At 66.3% G+C, this 15,251-nt stretch carries 14 protein-coding genes and 6 tRNA genes; 9 read left to right on the top strand and 11 right to left on the bottom strand.

Annotated elements, in window-relative coordinates:
* Positions 1 to 45: 45 nt before the first annotated feature.
* From pdxS to ERC79_RS21930, 8 genes are all read right to left on the bottom strand, one after another.
* Positions 46 to 894 (bottom strand): pyridoxal 5'-phosphate synthase lyase subunit PdxS, encoded by an 849-nt coding sequence (gene pdxS, locus ERC79_RS21965; RefSeq protein ID WP_242676922.1) that lies wholly within the window; start codon positions 892 to 894, stop codon positions 46 to 48.
* Between the two features lie 233 nt (positions 895 to 1,127).
* On the bottom strand, positions 1,128 to 2,144 hold the full coding sequence (locus tag ERC79_RS21960; protein ID WP_131580461.1) for an NUDIX domain-containing protein: 1,017 nt from the start codon (positions 2,142 to 2,144) through the stop codon (positions 1,128 to 1,130).
* Complete coding sequence (locus ERC79_RS21955) at positions 2,141 to 3,268, bottom strand: glycosyltransferase family 4 protein (RefSeq protein WP_131580460.1); 1,128 nt, start codon at positions 3,266 to 3,268, stop codon at positions 2,141 to 2,143. Before ERC79_RS21955 ends, ERC79_RS21960 begins: the two co-directional genes overlap by 4 nt.
* A complete protein-coding gene (locus ERC79_RS21950) occupies positions 3,265 to 4,200 on the bottom strand; it encodes a phosphatidylinositol mannoside acyltransferase (RefSeq protein WP_131580459.1) in 936 nt (311 codons plus the stop codon). Before ERC79_RS21950 ends, ERC79_RS21955 begins: the two co-directional genes overlap by 4 nt.
* Positions 4,197 to 4,844: a phosphatidylinositol phosphate synthase gene (pgsA, locus tag ERC79_RS21945; RefSeq protein WP_131580458.1), complete on the bottom strand. Its 648-nt coding sequence runs from the start codon at positions 4,842 to 4,844 to the stop codon at positions 4,197 to 4,199. The genes ERC79_RS21950 and pgsA overlap by 4 nt, the downstream gene beginning before the upstream one ends.
* A gap of 85 nt (positions 4,845 to 4,929) precedes the next feature.
* The gene (locus ERC79_RS21940) at positions 4,930 to 5,490 is read right to left on the bottom strand and encodes an HIT domain-containing protein (protein WP_131580457.1); all 561 of its coding nucleotides are present in this window, start codon (positions 5,488 to 5,490) and stop codon (positions 4,930 to 4,932) included.
* Positions 5,487 to 7,547 carry a threonine--tRNA ligase gene (gene thrS / locus ERC79_RS21935; protein ID WP_131580456.1) on the bottom strand — a complete coding sequence of 687 codons (2,061 nt, stop codon included), beginning with the start codon at positions 7,545 to 7,547 and terminating at the stop codon, positions 5,487 to 5,489. The genes ERC79_RS21940 and thrS overlap by 4 nt, the downstream gene beginning before the upstream one ends.
* 117 nt (positions 7,548 to 7,664) lie before the next feature.
* Positions 7,665 to 8,075, bottom strand: coding sequence for a TIGR02611 family protein (locus ERC79_RS21930; RefSeq protein ID WP_207390549.1), 411 nt, complete (start codon positions 8,073 to 8,075; stop codon positions 7,665 to 7,667).
* A 222-nt stretch (positions 8,076 to 8,297) separates the two neighbouring features.
* Here ERC79_RS21930 and ERC79_RS21925 point away from each other — a divergent pair, with 222 nt between their 5' ends.
* The gene (locus tag ERC79_RS21925; RefSeq protein ID WP_131580455.1) at positions 8,298 to 9,032 is read left to right on the top strand and encodes an SIMPL domain-containing protein; all 735 of its coding nucleotides are present in this window, start codon (positions 8,298 to 8,300) and stop codon (positions 9,030 to 9,032) included.
* Positions 9,033 to 9,084: 52 nt separating this feature from the next.
* Here the strand turns inward: ERC79_RS21925 and ERC79_RS21920 are convergent.
* Positions 9,085 to 9,156: transfer RNA gene (locus ERC79_RS21920), tRNA-Val, on the bottom strand.
* A 316-nt stretch (positions 9,157 to 9,472) separates the two neighbouring features.
* Between ERC79_RS21920 and ERC79_RS21915 the strand changes: the two genes are divergently transcribed.
* The 5 genes from ERC79_RS21915 to ERC79_RS21895 all read left to right on the top strand — a co-directional run bounded on the left by ERC79_RS21915 (position 9,473) and on the right by ERC79_RS21895 (position 9,958).
* A tRNA-Gly gene (locus ERC79_RS21915) sits at positions 9,473 to 9,545 on the top strand.
* 25 nt (positions 9,546 to 9,570) lie between these two features.
* Positions 9,571 to 9,641, top strand: a tRNA-Cys gene (locus ERC79_RS21910).
* A 1-nt stretch (position 9,642) separates the two neighbouring features.
* Positions 9,643 to 9,717, top strand: a tRNA-Val gene (locus ERC79_RS21905).
* A 43-nt stretch (positions 9,718 to 9,760) separates the two neighbouring features.
* Positions 9,761 to 9,836, top strand: a tRNA-Gly gene (locus ERC79_RS21900).
* Between the two features lie 50 nt (positions 9,837 to 9,886).
* Positions 9,887 to 9,958, top strand: a tRNA-Val gene (locus ERC79_RS21895).
* A gap of 183 nt (positions 9,959 to 10,141) precedes the next feature.
* Here ERC79_RS21895 and ERC79_RS21890 read toward each other — a convergent pair.
* A complete protein-coding gene (locus tag ERC79_RS21890; RefSeq protein WP_131580454.1) occupies positions 10,142 to 11,536 on the bottom strand; it encodes a GH1 family beta-glucosidase in 1,395 nt (464 codons plus the stop codon).
* 58 nt (positions 11,537 to 11,594) lie between these two features.
* Between ERC79_RS21890 and ERC79_RS21885 the strand changes: the two genes are divergently transcribed.
* Positions 11,595 to 12,794, top strand: a complete 1,200-nt coding sequence (locus ERC79_RS21885; RefSeq protein ID WP_242676679.1) for an MFS transporter — start codon at positions 11,595 to 11,597, stop codon at positions 12,792 to 12,794.
* Between the two features lie 64 nt (positions 12,795 to 12,858).
* On the top strand, positions 12,859 to 13,389 hold the full coding sequence (locus ERC79_RS21880; RefSeq protein WP_131580452.1) for a GNAT family N-acetyltransferase: 531 nt from the start codon (positions 12,859 to 12,861) through the stop codon (positions 13,387 to 13,389).
* Positions 13,390 to 13,414: 25 nt separating this feature from the next.
* On the opposite strand, the gene zapE is transcribed toward ERC79_RS21880, so the two are convergent.
* Positions 13,415 to 14,428 carry a cell division protein ZapE gene (zapE, locus tag ERC79_RS21875; protein WP_131580451.1) on the bottom strand — a complete coding sequence of 338 codons (1,014 nt, stop codon included), beginning with the start codon at positions 14,426 to 14,428 and terminating at the stop codon, positions 13,415 to 13,417.
* 34 nt (positions 14,429 to 14,462) lie between these two features.
* On the opposite strand from zapE, the gene ERC79_RS21870 reads away from it, so the two are divergent.
* Positions 14,463 to 15,248 (top strand): pyrimidine reductase family protein, encoded by a 786-nt coding sequence (locus ERC79_RS21870; protein ID WP_131580450.1) that lies wholly within the window; start codon positions 14,463 to 14,465, stop codon positions 15,246 to 15,248.
* Positions 15,249 to 15,251: the final 3 nt, after the last annotated feature.

Raw genomic sequence — 15,251 nt, 5'->3', positions numbered from 1 at the left:
ATCGGGTCCTCACCGCGTCAGGGGTCTCAGTCGACCGGGTTCAGCTCACCAGCCACGCTCGGCGAGACGGTGCGGCTGCGGGATGTCGTCGACGTTGATACCGACCATGGCCTCGCCGAGTCCGCGGGAGACCTTCGCGAGCACGTCCGGGTCGTCGTGGAAGGTGGTGGCCTTGACGATCGCGGCGGCACGCTCGGCCGGGTTGCCGGACTTGAAGATGCCGGAGCCGACGAACACGCCCTCCGCGCCGAGCTGCATCATCATGGCGGCGTCGGCCGGGGTGGCGATGCCACCCGCGGTGAACAGGGTGACGGGCAGCTTGCCCGCCTTGGCGACCTCGACGACGAGATCGTACGGGGCCTGCAGCTCCTTGGCGGCGACGTACAGCTCGTCCTCGGGCAACGAGGTCAGGCGGCGGATCTCCTGGCGGATCTTGCGCATGTGGGTGGTGGCGTTGGAGACGTCACCGGTGCCGGCCTCGCCCTTGGAGCGAATCATCGCCGCGCCCTCGTTGATACGGCGCAGTGCCTCACCGAGGTTGGTGGCGCCACACACGAACGGAACCGTGAACGAGAACTTGTCGATGTGGTTCTCGTAGTCGGCCGGGGTCAGAACCTCGGACTCGTCGATGTAGTCGACACCGAGGGACTGCAGGATCTGCGCCTCGACGAAGTGGCCGATGCGGGCCTTCGCCATGACCGGGATCGACACGGCCTCGATGATGCTGTCGATCATGTCGGGATCCGACATACGAGAAACGCCACCCTGGGCGCGGATGTCGGCCGGGACGCGCTCGAGCGCCATGACAGCGACGGCGCCGGAATCCTCGGCGATCTTGGCCTGCTCAGCGGTGACCACGTCCATGATGACGCCGCCCTTGAGCATCTCGGCCATGCCCCGCTTGACGCGCGCCGTGCCGACCTGGGCGAGCGAAGCGACGGGGGACGATCCCGTGGGGGTGGTGTCGGGGGTGCTCACAGCAAACTCCTGGGTTCTGGCCGGCTTCGGGTGAATGTCTGATGCATGCGGGCCTCGTGGCGTCGCAGCACACGGGCAATTCTATGACGCCGACACCTCATCGCCGATAGCCAATGTCCGATAGCTGGCCTTCTGTGGCGACCGTCATATCAGCGGATCGCGCGGACCTCGGGATCCTGCACACGGACCACTGCGAGATTGGCCTCCTCGAGCAGATCGGCGAGATCCTGCGGATATACCGCCTCACCGCTCTCCTGAATCGCGCGGATCTCCGGTCCGGTGCACCAGCGATGCTCGGTGATGGTGCGCTGTTCGAGCTCGGTGAATCCGCCGCCGTGTGGCACGAACTCCTCCGTCTGCATCGCGAAGAACAGTTCCTCGGAACGGATCAGTTCCCCCGCGAATGGGAAGATCGCGACCCGGCGCCACAGTGGCCCGCGCAAGTCATTCGGTGCGACCGTGCGACCGGTCTCCTCCGCGATCTCTCTGACCGCGGCGGAGCGCAGGTTCTCCCCCGTCTCGACGGCGCCGCCGATGGTGAACCAGAACGACACGTCCGGAACCGCCGGATCTTGGCCGCGCACCAGCAGGACCCGTCCGCGCTGGTCGAGCATCACCACCCGGGCCGATGTCCGCATCTCGTCGAGTTCCAGACCGGACGGGTCCGAACGCTCCGCGATTTCGAAGTAGGTGGGCAGCGGTGCGGTACCGCCGAGGTGCAGCCACCGCACCGGGCGCCGGGTCCGCAGCGCGAGAGTGTCCCGGACGGCGTCGTTGTGGAACCGCCGAGCGATGAGAACTCGCGCCTCGGCATCGGCGAGCTCCGCGACCAGCTGAGGCGGTAGCCGGTCCAGGTCCAGGGCACTCAGCGCCCCGGACAGCGCATTCTCGGCCCGCTCCCGCTGCCCGCGCTCGGCGCGTTCCGCTTGGGCGGCCAGCTGAGTCAGCCGACGTCCGTCCACCGATGTCGACGTCAGCGACGATGCGATGGCCCGCACCACGACCGCACGCCGGGCCAGCGCCGAATCGAGCGCAAGCCACGACAGGTCCGAGCGCACGTGCAGGCGGTCCAGCCGATTGGCCGTTCCGTAAGCCCAGGCCCCGGTCACGGCGATCACCGCGGCGACGAGCGCGAGAATCAGGATCGTCATCGCGGAGAAGGTCACGAGCGAACCCCGCTCACTCCGGAGCCGCCGACAGTGACGGTTTCGTAGACTCGGAGGATCTGCTCGGCGACCACCGGCCAGTCGTACTCGGCGACAACGATGCTCGCCGCATCGGTCAGCGCCCGCCGACGGCCGACGTCCCCGAGGACTCCGTCGAGGGCCGCGGCAAGGGCAACCGAATCTCCGACAGGCACCAACAGTCCGGCTGTCCCGTCGCGCAGCACCCTCCGGAATGCGTCGAGCTCGCTGGCGACGACCGGGGTCCCGGCCGCCATCGCCTCGACGAGCACGATGCCGAAACTCTCGCCGCCGAGATTCGGCGCGCAGTACACATCGGCACTACGCAGGGCCGACGCCTTCTCGGCGTCACTTACCTGTCCGAGCAGCCGCAGATGCTCGGCGTAGCGGCCGGCATCTTTTCGGAGCCTGTCCTCGTCACCGCGGCCCACCACGAGGATCTCGAGGTCGGGGTACTTCTCGGCCAGCGTGGGTAGCGCGCCGAGCAGTACTGCCATGCCCTTGCGCGACTCGTCGTAGCGCCCCAGAAACAGCACGGTCTTGCCCGGGCGCGGATATCCGGGTAGCGGTTCGGCATTCGCGAATGCCGGCACGTCGACGCCATTCGGGATCTCCACCGCATCGGAGCCGAGCGACTCGACCTGCCACCGACGGGCCAGCTCGGACACCGCGATCCGCCCGCTGATCTTCTCCAGGTATGGCTGCAGGACCCCTTGGAAGGTGCTGAGCACCAAGGATTTCGTCGTCGACGTGTGGAAAGTGGCGACGATGGGCCCCTCGGCGATCTTCATCGCAAGCATCGACAGGCTCGGCGCGTTGGGCTCGTGAATGTGCAGGACGTCGAAGTCGTTGTCGGCAATCCAGCGGCGCACCCGAGCGTAGGAGACCGGACCGAAGGTCAGGCGAGCCACCGAACCGTTGTAGGGGATCGCAACCGCACGCCCCGCCGAGACCACGAAGCCGGGCAACTCGGTACCCTCCGACGCCGGCGCGAGCACACTCACCTTGTGGCCTCGCTCGATCAGCACCTCGGCAAGTTCGACGACGTGCGCCTGTACACCCCCGGGCACATCGAACGAGTACGGGCAGACCATGCCGATCTTCATTGCGACTCCATCCGGGCCCGACGAGCCTCGGACAAGTCGTCCATCCACAAAGGCTGCAGCATGTGCCAGTCCGCCGGGTGCGCCGCGATGTTCGCCGCGTACCGGTCGGCCAACGCCTGCGTCGCGGCGTCGAGCCCGACCGACACGTCGATCGGCGGGCCGACCGAGAAACCCCAACCGCCGTCGGTGAACCAGCAGTGCGCGGGCAACAGCTCCGCACCGGTCTCGATCGCGAGCTTGGCCGGACCGGCCGGCATCCGCGTCGGCTCGCCGAAGAACGTGACCGGCACGCCCTTCGCCGCCAGGTCTCGTTCGCCCAGCAGACAGACGATTTTGTTCTCGCGCAAGCGCTTCGCCAGTTCGGCGAACGGCGGCTGCTCACCGCCGCTGAGTGGGAAGATCTCGAAGCCGAGGCTTTCGCGGTACTCCACGAACCGGCGATACAAGGACTCGGGCTTGAGGCGTTCGTTGACCGTCGAGAGCCCACCCCAGTTCTGGGTACACCACACACCGGCCATGTCCCAGTTGCCACTGTGCGGCAGCGCGATCACGGCGCCCCGGCCACGGGCCATCGCGGCCTCGAGATACTGCTGGCCTTCCACGCTCGCGTCGAGCGCGGCCGCGGTGGCCGCCAGATCCATCGACGGCAGCCGGAACGCCTCGCGCCAGTACCGGGCATAGGACCGGAGGGAATCTCGGACCAGATGGGCCGGCACATCCTCGGTCGGCACGCCCAGCACACGGGCCAGATTGCGGCGCAGCTGCTGCGGCCCACCGCCCCGCGAGGCGGCCAGGTCGGCCCCAGCGTCGAACAGCGCGGTGGCTACGCGATCGGGCAGCGCGCGCACCAGTCGCCAGCCCGCCGCGTAACCCTGGTCCGTCGCCCACTCCGACACGTTCCAGTCGGAGAACCTCCAACCCCGAAGATTCACTGGGCCTCGCCCAGCAGGTCACGCGCGCCGGCCGAGCTGCGGACGGCCAGTACCCGCTGAAACACTGTGATGATGCTCGCGACCGCGAGAATCCACATGGCGACGTACACCGCCCAGTGCAGCCACCCGATGCCGAAATGCCCTGCGATGCCGGTCAAACCGGAGCCGACGAGCACGATGACGAGGCGGTCCGGACGCTCGATCAGTCCGCCGTCGGCAGACAGTCCACTCGCCTCCGCCCGCGCCTTGGCATACGAGATCACCTGCGAGCTGACCAGGCAGATCAACGTCGCGATCAGCAGGCTTTTGCTTCCCTCGTGATAGATCGCCCACCACGCAAGTCCGGCGAAGATCGCGCCGTCTGCAATCCTGTCGCAGGTCGCATCCAGCACTGCGCCGTATCGCGTTCCGCCGCCACGCGCCCGCGCCATCGCGCCGTCGAGCATGTCGAACATGACGAAGAACCAGATGAAGACAGTTCCCCAGAACAAATGACCGGACGGGAACAGGGTCAGGGCACCGGCAATGCTCGCGACAGTCCCGATCACGGTGACCGCGTCGGGGGTCAGTCCCGTTTTCACCAGTGCGCGGCCCATCGGCGCCGTCACCTTGGATACAGATGCGCGACCGAAGAAGCTCAGCATCCCACTCCCCCCTCCCTTCCCTCATGGAAGATGCAGATCGCAGTCGACCCGGTTCCAGATACTGCCATGACGCGTCCTCGGCAGATCACTCGTTCCAGGCCCCAGCGAGCAGCGACCGCGTCTCGCGGAGCAGCTGCGGCATCACCTTCACACCCCCGAGGATGGTGATGAAGTTCGCGTCACCGCCCCAGCGCGGAACGACATGCTGGTGCAGGTGCTCTGACAGTGAACCACCGGCTGGCGCGCCGAGGTTGAGCCCGACATTGAACCCATCGGGCTGCGAGACCCGCTTGATCACCCGGATCGACTGCTGCGTGAACGCCATCAGCTCGGCGCCCTCCTCCGGTGTCAGATCCTCGAGCGCCGCCACCCGCCGGTACGGCACCACCATGAGGTGCCCCGGGTTGTACGGATACAGGTTGAGGACCGCGTACACGAACTCACCGCGAGCGACGATCAGGCCTTCCTCGTCGCTCATCTTCGGAATCTCGCTGAACGGACCCTCGCTCGACTTCGACGCCTTGGGCGCCTCGGCGATGTACGACATCCGGTGCGGCGACCACAGCCGCTGCAATCGATCGGGATCCCCGGGGCCGGTGTCGACGAGCGCACCGACGTCGTTGTTGCCGCCCGGCTGCTCGGTCACTGCGCACCGCCGAAGAGTTCGGCTGTGGGCGAGGCATTCTCGCGCCGCGCAATCCACTCACCGATCAGCCGGATCGCATTCTGGACCGGCACACCGTTGACCTGCGTGCCGTCGCGGAAGCGGAAGCTCACCGCGCCGGCCTCGACGTCACGCTCCCCCGCGAGCAGCATGAACGGCACCTTCTGGGTGGTGTGGTTGCGGATCTTCTTCTGCATGCGGTCGTCGCTGGCATCGACCTCGGCCCGCACGCCGGCCGCCTTGAGCTGCTTGACGACGTCGAACAGGTGATCCTCGAAGGCCTCGGCGACCGGGATCCCCACCACCTGAACGGGTGCGAGCCACGCCGGGAACGCACCCGCGTAGTGCTCGGTGAGGACGCCGAAGAACCGCTCGATCGAGCCGAACAGCGCGCGGTGAATCATCACCGGCCGCTGCTTGGTGCCATCCGAACCGGTGAACTCGAGGTCGAACCGCTCGGGCAGGTTGAAGTCGAGCTGGATCGTCGACATCTGCCAACTACGACCCAGTGCATCCTGAACCTGGACGGAGATCTTCGGGCCGTAGAAGGCAGCTCCGCCCGGATCCGGCACCAGATCCAGCCCGGACGCAACGCCGACCTCGCGCAGCGTCGCGGTAGCTTCCTCCCACAGCGCGTCGTCGCCGACGAACTTGTCGGGGTTCTTCGTCGACAGCTCGAGGTAGTAGTCGTCGAGGCCGTAGTCCCCGAGCAGGCCAAGCACGAAGTTCAGCGCGGTGGTCAGCTCATCGCGCATCTGCTCCTTGGTGCAGTAGATGTGCGCGTCGTCCTGCGTCATGCCGCGGACGCGCGTCAGTCCGTGCACGACGCCGGACTTCTCGTACCTGTACACCGAGCCGAACTCGAACAGGCGCAGCGGCAACTCCCGGTACGAGCGGCCGCGTGAGCCGAAGACCAGGTTGTGCATCGGGCAGTTCATCGGCTTGAGGTAGTAGTCCTGGCCCGGCTTGCGGACCGTGCCGTCCTCGTTGAGTTCCTCGTCGATATGCATCGCCGGGAACATGCCGTCCTTGTACCAGTCGAGGTGACCGGAAACCTCGTACAGATGCCCCTTGGTGATGTGCGGGGAGTAGACGAACTCGTAGCCCTCCTGCACGTGACGCTGACGGGAGTAGTTCTCCATCTCCTGCCGGATGATGCCGCCCTTGGGGTGGAACACCGGCAGGCCCGAGCCCAGCTCGTCGGGGAACGAGAACAGATCGAGTTCGGCACCGAGCTTGCGGTGGTCGCGGCGCTCGGCCTCCGCCAGCAGCTCGAGGTGCCTTTCGAGCGCCTCGGTCGACTCCCACGCGGTGCCGTAGATGCGCTGCAGGTCCTCACGACTCTGATCGCCGCGCCAGTAGGCCGCTGAGCTGCGGGTGATCTTGAACGCCGGAATGTACTTGGTGGTCGGGATGTGCGGACCGCGGCACAGGTCCTTCCAGATCACCTCGCCGGTGCGCGGGTTGAGGTTGTCGTAGATCGTCAGCTCGCCTCCGCCGACCTCCATGACCTCGGGATCGTCAGATAGCGACTTGTCTGCTTTGTCGCTGATGAGTTCGAGTTTGAACGGCTCGTTCGCGAGTTCGGTGCGAGCGTCCTCGAGATCGTCGACGACGCGGCGCGAGAAGCGCTGCGCATCCTTGACGATCTTCTTCATCCGCTTCTCGAGCTTCGCGAGGTCCTCCGGTGTGAACGGGCGCTCCACTCGGAAGTCGTAGTAGAAGCCATCCTTGATCGGTGGGCCGATACCCAGCTTCGCCTCGGGGAACTCCTGCTGGACGGCCTGAGCCAGGACGTGTGCAGCCGAGTGCCGGATGACGCTGCGACCCTCCTCGGTGTCGGCGGCTACCGCCTCGACCTCGACGTCGACGTCGGGGATCCAGGTCAGATCCTTGAGCTGGCCTTCGGCGTCCCGGACGACGACGATGGCGTCGGGCCCCTTGCCGGACAGGCCGGCCTCGCGCACCGCCGTGCCCGCAGTCGTCCCGGCGGGCACCAGGACACGTGCGGCTGGGGTAACGGATGCGGGCGTGGTCACGGCGATGCGCTCCTAGATATGTGGGTGTGCGGCGCCACGGGGGACGCGGGGCGCTCTCATGCTATCGGCACCGCTCGCGCACCCGTGGATCCGTCCCGCCGACGGAGCAACTGCCGGCTACAGCGGGCTCTCCAGCCAGGGCTGCTCGAGGCCCACCCACGTCCCGATCAGACCGAAGGTGCCGAGAAACCACAGAGTGGCAATCACCACGATCGCCGTGAACACCACTCCGATGGACTTCACAGCCGCGGACTGCCGCGAGAACCACACCATGAAACTGTCATACCTCGCACGGACGCGATGCAACAGTCGGTGTGCCCACCCGAACTCCGACGCGAGGATCCCCAGACCGGCAAACACGATCAGCCATCCCGGGCCGGGATACGGAATCGTGACGATCCCCGCCGCAAGGACGAGCGCTCCGACGGCCCCGACCCCGATGCGATACGCGAGGTTCAGAGACGGATTCGCCGCGATGCGGGCCCGCCTGCGACGCCACCGGTTCTCAGCTTCCTCGAGCGCCTCGATCGGATGGAACCCGTCCTCGGCCTTGTCACCGGCGAGATCGCCGTCGTTTCCGGTTGTTCGACCACTCACAGATTCGATTCCCCTGTCGTGTCGAGGTTCCACACCGATTGAATTGCCGCCAGTCCCAGAGTACCGACGCCCCACCCGTCGGGGCTGACCCGAACGCGAAAGGATCCGGACGATCCGGGCACACGAGCCGCCCCGCTGCCTCATAGTGACCTGATGCACCTACCACGAACGAACCGACTGCTCGGCGCGATCGGCGCCTCCACTCTTTGCGTACTCACACTCGTGGGCTGCTCGTCATCGGACGCCCCGGCCAGCACCACAGACAGCACCGGCATCACCACTCGCGGCGTCGGCAAGGTGACCGGAACGCCCGACACCCTCACCGTCGTCCTCGGAGTCGAGACTCGGGGGCCGGAGGCGAACGGCACACTGGCGGCGAATGCCGAGAAGGCCAGCGCTCTGATCGAGACCCTGAAGGGACGCGGTGTCGCGCCAGAGGATATCCAGACGAGCGGACTGTCGGTCCAGCCGACGTATGAGTCCGGGTCCGGCCGAATCAACGGTTACCAGGTGACCAACCAGGTCACCGCAACGCTCCACGACCTCGGTGGGGCCGGCAGCCTCATCGATGCGGCGGCATCCGCGGCCGGCGACGCCGTACGGGTACAGCAGACGACCTTCTCGATCGACGACGACAGCGATCTGCGCGCGCAGGCCCGGGCCGCCGCGGTGCAGCAGGCCCAGGCTCAGGCAAAGCAGATCGCGGACGCGGGCGGGGTGAAGCTGGGCAGCATCCGGTCGATCACCGAAGTGCCGCCGAACCAGATCCAGCCCGACCCCTTCATGCGGACACCGTCGCCCAACATGGCGTTCGACATGGCCACGCCGGTGGCGGCGGGCAGCCAGGAGCTGTCGGTGAACGTCGCGGTCGTCTACGACATCGACTGAGAAGAACCAGAAGAGGCCCTGCCCGAATGAACGGGCAGGGCCTCTTTCTCTGTGGTCCCGGCTGGGATCGAACCAGCGACCTCCCCGGTGTGAACGGGACGCTCTTCCACTGAGCCACGGGACCGAACCGCGCTGACTACTCGCGGTCGAACGAGACGAAACACTAACATGGCCTTACTGCGAACACGAATCCCCTGGTTGTCATTCGTTTCGGGTGCGGACCGGCCTCGCCGTACACCGGACCCACGTCCCTCCCGAGGGGATACCGATTCGTCCGCAACACACCTCCGTTGCACGCCTCCGGGGCTGGCTTCAGCACCTGGTCGATCGCCCGCTCATATCCCCCGTCTTACCCCTGACCTGGTGATTTGTGCCTTTCTCAGATGGTCCGCTAATGTTCTCACCGCACCAGGGAGAACAAGCACTGCCCCGGTGCGAATGCGGATGTAGCGCAGTTGGTAGCGCATCACCTTGCCAAGGTGAGGGTCGCGGGTTCGAATCCCGTCATCCGCTCGAGAGGTTGGACTCGACCTTTCATGGTGGAGTGGCCGAGTGGTGAGGCAACGGCCTGCAAAGCCGTGCACACGGGTTCGATTCCCGTCTCCACCTCGCGCGATTAGCTCAGCGGGAGAGCGCTTCCCTGACACGGAAGAGGTCACTGGTTCAATCCCAGTATCGCGCACCAAGTTTCGAGGCAACACGCTGAGTGTCTCGAGACTTTTGCACATGCGGATGTAGCGCAGTTGGTAGCGCATCACCTTGCCAAGGTGAGGGTCGCGGGTTCGAATCCCGTCATCCGCTCCACGGTCGATGTCACCGTCGATCAGGAACTCTCGGGTTCCGCCTCCACACCCGCGCGATTAGCTCAGCGGGAGAGCGCTTCCCTGACACGGAAGAGGTCACTGGTTCAATCCCAGTATCGCGCACCGAACAGAAGTGGCACCTCCCATACCCGGGAGGTGCCACTTCTGCGTTCCCGAACAGGTTCGCAACGATTCGAACCTGAGTAAATCCTCATGTATTGTCGTCCCTACCATCCCCCCCGATGGTGCCGAGCCCCAGCCATGACCCCCCATCCACGGCTGGGGCTCTCCCATCCCCGCACGCGATCAGCGCACCTGCGTTTCCCGCCGCGCCGCAAGTACGTTGCGCAGCCAGTGATACGAGTCCTTCGGGGTGCGCTTCAGAGTCCGATAGTCGACGTGGACCAGGCCGAAACGCTCCCGGTAGCCGGCCGCCCACTCGAAGTTGTCGAGGATCGACCACACGAAGTAGCCCCGCACGTCGACCCCGGCATCCATCGCCTCCCGCACCGCCACCAGGTGATCGGCGTGATAGGCGATGCGGCGCTCGTCCCGGACGCGGCCACCGGAATCCGGATCGGGATCGTGGAACGAACACCCGCTCTCCGTGATGTAGATCGGTGGCAACGCTGAGCCGAATCGGTCCCGGAAGATCGTCAGAATCTCACGAAGACCGTCCGGAACGATCGGCCAGCCGAAGTCGGTGGTCTCGACCCCCTCGAACGGCACCGGGGCAAACGGCATCCCTGGCGGAAGGTCCACCTCGAGAACCCCCGCCGTACCCTCGCCAGCCTGGGGTGCAGAGATCCTCGTCGGCTCGTAGTAGTTGATCCCGAACCAGTCCAGCGGTTGCGCAATCACCGCAAGGTCATCGTCGATCGGACCGGTCAGCAGGGCTGAAAGTTCAGCTGCGGGGTACTTGCCCAGCAAGATCGGATCGGCGAACGTCCAGTTGACGATGTGGTCGTAGATGTCGGCCGCCAAGGAATCCGCCTCGGCGTCGCTCGCCGGGTGCACCGGAGCATGGTTGGACGCGATACCGATGTTGCCGCACCCCACCGCACGCAACGCCTGCACCGACAAACCGTGGCCGAGAAGCTGGTGATGGGCCGCCTGCAGCGCCCCGAAACCGAGTGACAGCCCGGGCGCGTGCACCCCGAGCGCATGCCCGTAGAGCGTGTGCACGACAGGCTCGTTCAGCGGCATCCACATGCCGACACGGTCGCCGAGCCGCTCCCCCACGATTGCCGTGTACTCGGCCAAGCGAAACGAAGTCTCCCGGTTGAGCCATCCTCCCCCATCCTGTAGCGCCTGCGGCAGATCCCAATGGAACAACGTGACGGCCGGCGAGATCCCCGCGGAGCACAGTTCGTCGACAAGTCGGTCGTAGAAATCCAGACCCGCTGCGTTGACCGCGCCGCTCCCGTCCGGCTGAATCCGACTCCAGGACACCGACAGCCGGTAGGAGTCGATGCCGAGATCCCGCATCAGCCGCACGTCGTCGCGGTAGCGGTGATAGTGATCGACGGCAATCTCGCCGGTCTCGCCGCGCGCGATCGCACCCGGGACGGCGCAGAACTCGTCCCAGATCGATCGGCCTCGGCCGCCCTCGGCCACGGCGCCCTCGATCTGGTACGCCGCTGCCGCGACGCCGAAGGCGAAGTCATCGGGAAACTCGGGAACTGTTCGATATGCAGCCATGATGAGCAGTGAAGCAGAGAACCGCACGAAACCGAGCAGAACGTTGGACACTCGTCCGGTGAATCGAAACACGAAAACCCTCAGCACTGCCCGACTCTCGGCCGCGGTCGCATTCGGGCTCCAGGGTTTCATGCTGGCGGTGCTGCTCACCCAGCTTCCTCAGTTCAAGGAGAACCTCGGGTTCAGTGACAGCTTGGTGGCCACGACAGTTGTCGGCGTATCCGTCGTCGCGGGCGTCGGGAGCGTCATCGCCGAACAACTTGCCAAGGCAACGTCGAGCCGGACGACGCTGCGCATTGGCCTGTTGGTCATCGCGATCGGCGCCGCGAGCATCGCCCTCACGACTTCTACTCCCGCCTTCCTGGCGGCGTTTGCGCTCTACGGGATCGGGCTCGGTATCGTCGATGCCTCGGCCAACATGCAGGCCGTGTCCATCCAGCACGCGTTCGGTCGTGTCATCCTGTCGTCGTTCCATGCGGCGTGGAGCATCGGCGCAATTGCCGGCGCCGGATTCGTCGCGGTCTTCTCGGCACTGGAACTGTCCGTGATGACATCCGTCCTCATCGCGGCCGCGCTGGTGGCAGCGATCTGCGCATGGATCGGGCCGCGACTACTGCGTACCGGTCACGAACGCTCGGCACTCACCACACCCGTCCCGCTCGCGGTGCCGCTGCGGCCGTTCCTGGCGCTCGGAATCGCGATGATGCTGTTCTATGCGATCGATTTCGGGGTGGGCACCTACTCCCCGCTGTATCTCAAAGAGGTACTGCTGTCCGACGCCGGGACCGCGGCCCTCGCGATGGGCGCATACCAAGTGACGGCGCTGATCTCGCGCCTGACCGGCGACTACTGGGTGCGCCGGTTCGGCGAGATCGCGGTCGTCCGAGTGGGCGCTGCGATCAGTGTGATCGGCCTTCTGGTGGCTGTCCTCGCGCAGGCCCCGGCGGTCGCGATCGCCGGGTTCTTCATCGTCGGCCTCGGCGCCCCAGTCATCGCACCGCTGTCCTTCAGCGCGGCTGGACGGCTGGCGCCGCCGGAACAGACCGATGCGGTGATCGCCCGAATCAACTTGTTCAACTATGCCGGCACGGTGATCGCGGGCGGAGTGATCGGCGGCATCGCAGCACTGTCCGACCTGCGTATCGGATTTGTGGTCCCACTCCTGTTCGCAGTCGTATTGTTCCTGCTGGCGCCCGCTTTTTCGCCGCGGAAGGTCGCGAGCGATGCGCCGACGGAATCCGCCTCCACCGGTGCGTAGCCGTCGACCTGCCCGGAAGTGATGTACTTGTCGGGACGGATGACGACGTACTCGAGGTGAAGCCGTGACGATTACCGTGGACAGGGCCGGACTCTGGGATGCCGAGGCGCTCGCCGATGTCGCAGCGGTGACATTTCCGCTTGCATGCCCGCCGCACGCATCCAAAGAGGACATTGAGGCCTTCATCGACGACGTACTCTCCGCCGAGCGGTTCAGCGAATACCTCACCGATCCCGCGCGGACGGTACTCAAAGCCACCAGCAACGGAGAAATCGTCGGCTATGTGATGCTCGTCGACGGCGCGCCGGAGGACGATGCAGTTCAGTCCGCCGTGTCGCTGCACCCGGCGACGGAGATCAGCAAGCTGTACGTCCTGCCGGGCAGCCACGGGACCGGCGTGTCGGCGGCGCTGATGGATGCCGCGGTGGAACACGCCCGGTCTTCGAATTGCGCTGGTGTGTGGCTCGGGGTCAATCAGGAGAACGAGCGGGCACAGCGCTTCTACATCAAGAACGGATTCGAACGTGTCGGCACGAAGACATTCAAGGTCGGCGCGCAGACGCACCGCGACTTCGTGATGCAGCGCAGCCTCTGACGACTGCGCCGCATTCACGAGTCGATCAGGCTGCAACCTCGAAGCGCGACAGCGCGAGCAGGCGCGACGTCGCGCGCAGGTACTTCTTCCGGTAGCCACCGGCGAGCATCTCGGGGGTGAAGATCTCGTCGAGCTTCGCGCCGGACACGGTGACCGGGATGCTGGCGTCGTACAACCGGTCGGCGAGAACCACCAGGCGCAACGCAACCGACTGGTCGGCGGCCGGATGCACACCCTTGATGAACACGGCCGGGATGCCCTCGATGAGCTTGCCGTACCGGGACGGGTGCAGGGTGCTCAGATGAGCGCACAATGCGTCGAAGTCGTCCAGCGTCGCGCCGTCGACCGCGTCGGCGCGCTCGACCAGGTCGGCGTCGTCGGTGGGCTCCGGGGCCGGCGGCAGGTCACGGTGGCGGTAGTCGGGACCGTCGACACGGATGGTCTCGAAGATCGACCCCAGCTTCTTGATCTCACGCAGGAAGTCCTGCGCCGCGAAGCGGCCCTCACCGAGCTGGCCGGGCAGGGTGTTCGAGGTGGCCACAATGGAGACACCACGAGCCGAAAGCTCCGTCAGCAAGCGGGAGACGAGCATGGTGTCGCCCGGATCGTCGAGTTCGAACTCGTCGATGCACAGAACGCTGTGCGACGACAGCTCCTCGACAGCCTTGTTGAAGCCGAGGGCGCCGACGACGTGGGTGAGCTCGACGAATGTGCCGAATGCCTTGGGCGACGGCGAGCTGTGGAAGATCGAGGCGAGCAGGTGGGTCTTGCCGACACCGAATCCGCCGTCGAGATACAGCCCGGCGCCGGTGGCAGGCGCCTTCTTCCCGAACAGGCCCCGGCGTCCGCCGCCGCGGATCTTGGCGACCTTGCCCGAGAACTCCTCGGCCTTGTGCACTGCCGCGGCCTGGCTCGGCTCCTTCGGATCGGGAATGTAGGACGCGAAGCTGACCTCGTCGAACATTGCCGGGGGCACCATCTGAGCAACCAATTGATCGGCCGGCACCACCGGATTGCGATCGACAAGACGTGCATGCATGCATTGAGCGTATCGACGTGCTGTTATCGAACCTGTGCACCGTCTGGATATTGCGACCTACTTCACACAGAACGCCGACGGCGAGCGTTCACCGTCAGAGCTGACCGACGACGACCTGCGTTCACTCTACGGCTACCCGAGTTCACTCGACAGCCCATGGGTGCGCGTCAATTTCGTCTCCAGCATCGACGGAGCCGTGACCGCCGACGGCGCCAGCGCGGGGCTCGGCACCCCCGCCGACAAGCGGCTGTTCGCGGTGCTGCGCGAACTGGCCGACGTCATCGTGGTCGGGGCTGGGACCGTGCGCGCAGAGAACTACGGCGGTGCCCGCACCGACGGCGTCATGGCCGCGCGCCGAACCCGTGCGGGGCTGTCGGCAATCCCGCCGATCGCGGTCGTGACCGCGAGCGCGGCACTCGATCCCGAGTCACGACTGTTCACCGACACCGAGGTGCCCCCACTCGTCCTGACGTCGGCTGCAGCCGACCGGGACCGGCTGGCCCGGCTCCGCGAAGCCGGTGCCGACATCGACATCGTCGCAGAGCACACCGTGACGGGCCCCGCCATTCTCGCCGCGCTCGCAGTGCGTGGGCTCCGCCGCATCCTCTGCGAGGGCGGACCCGGCTTGTTCGGCACCCTCCTGCGCGACGGCACGGTCGACGAACTGTGCCTGACGACGTCGCCACAGCTCCTGGCTGGCGGGGCGGGCCGCATCGCGGTCTCCCCCACCGCGAACCCCACCCCGATGAGCCGCGCGCACATCCTCGGCGATGCCGACGGCACGCTACTCACCCGATGGGTACGCGCACCCAGGGACTGACAT

It is taken from the genome of Rhodococcus sp. ABRD24, assembly GCF_004328705.1.
Classification (GTDB): Bacteria; Actinomycetota; Actinomycetes; order Mycobacteriales; family Mycobacteriaceae; genus Prescottella.
The sequence above is the reverse complement of the archived record's forward strand: the minus strand, read 5'-3'. Positions and strand labels throughout refer to the sequence as shown.

What these genes read in the sequence shown, in the direction of transcription:
- ERC79_RS21955 (WP_131580460.1), bottom strand. Translation starts at nt 3,268, where the DNA reads ATGAAGATCGGCATGGTCTGCCCGTACTCGTTCGATGTGCCCGGGGGT.
- ERC79_RS21925 (WP_131580455.1), top strand. Translation starts at nt 8,298, where the DNA reads ATGCACCTACCACGAACGAACCGACTGCTCGGCGCGATCGGCGCCTCC.
- pdxS (WP_242676922.1), bottom strand. Translation starts at nt 894, where the DNA reads ATGGCCGAGATGCTCAAGGGCGGCGTCATCATGGACGTGGTCACCGCT.
- pgsA (WP_131580458.1), bottom strand. Translation starts at nt 4,844, where the DNA reads ATGCTGAGCTTCTTCGGTCGCGCATCTGTATCCAAGGTGACGGCGCCG.
- ERC79_RS21890 (WP_131580454.1), bottom strand. Translation starts at nt 11,536, where the DNA reads ATGGCTGCATATCGAACAGTTCCCGAGTTTCCCGATGACTTCGCCTTC.
- zapE (WP_131580451.1), bottom strand. Translation starts at nt 14,428, where the DNA reads ATGCATGCACGTCTTGTCGATCGCAATCCGGTGGTGCCGGCCGATCAA.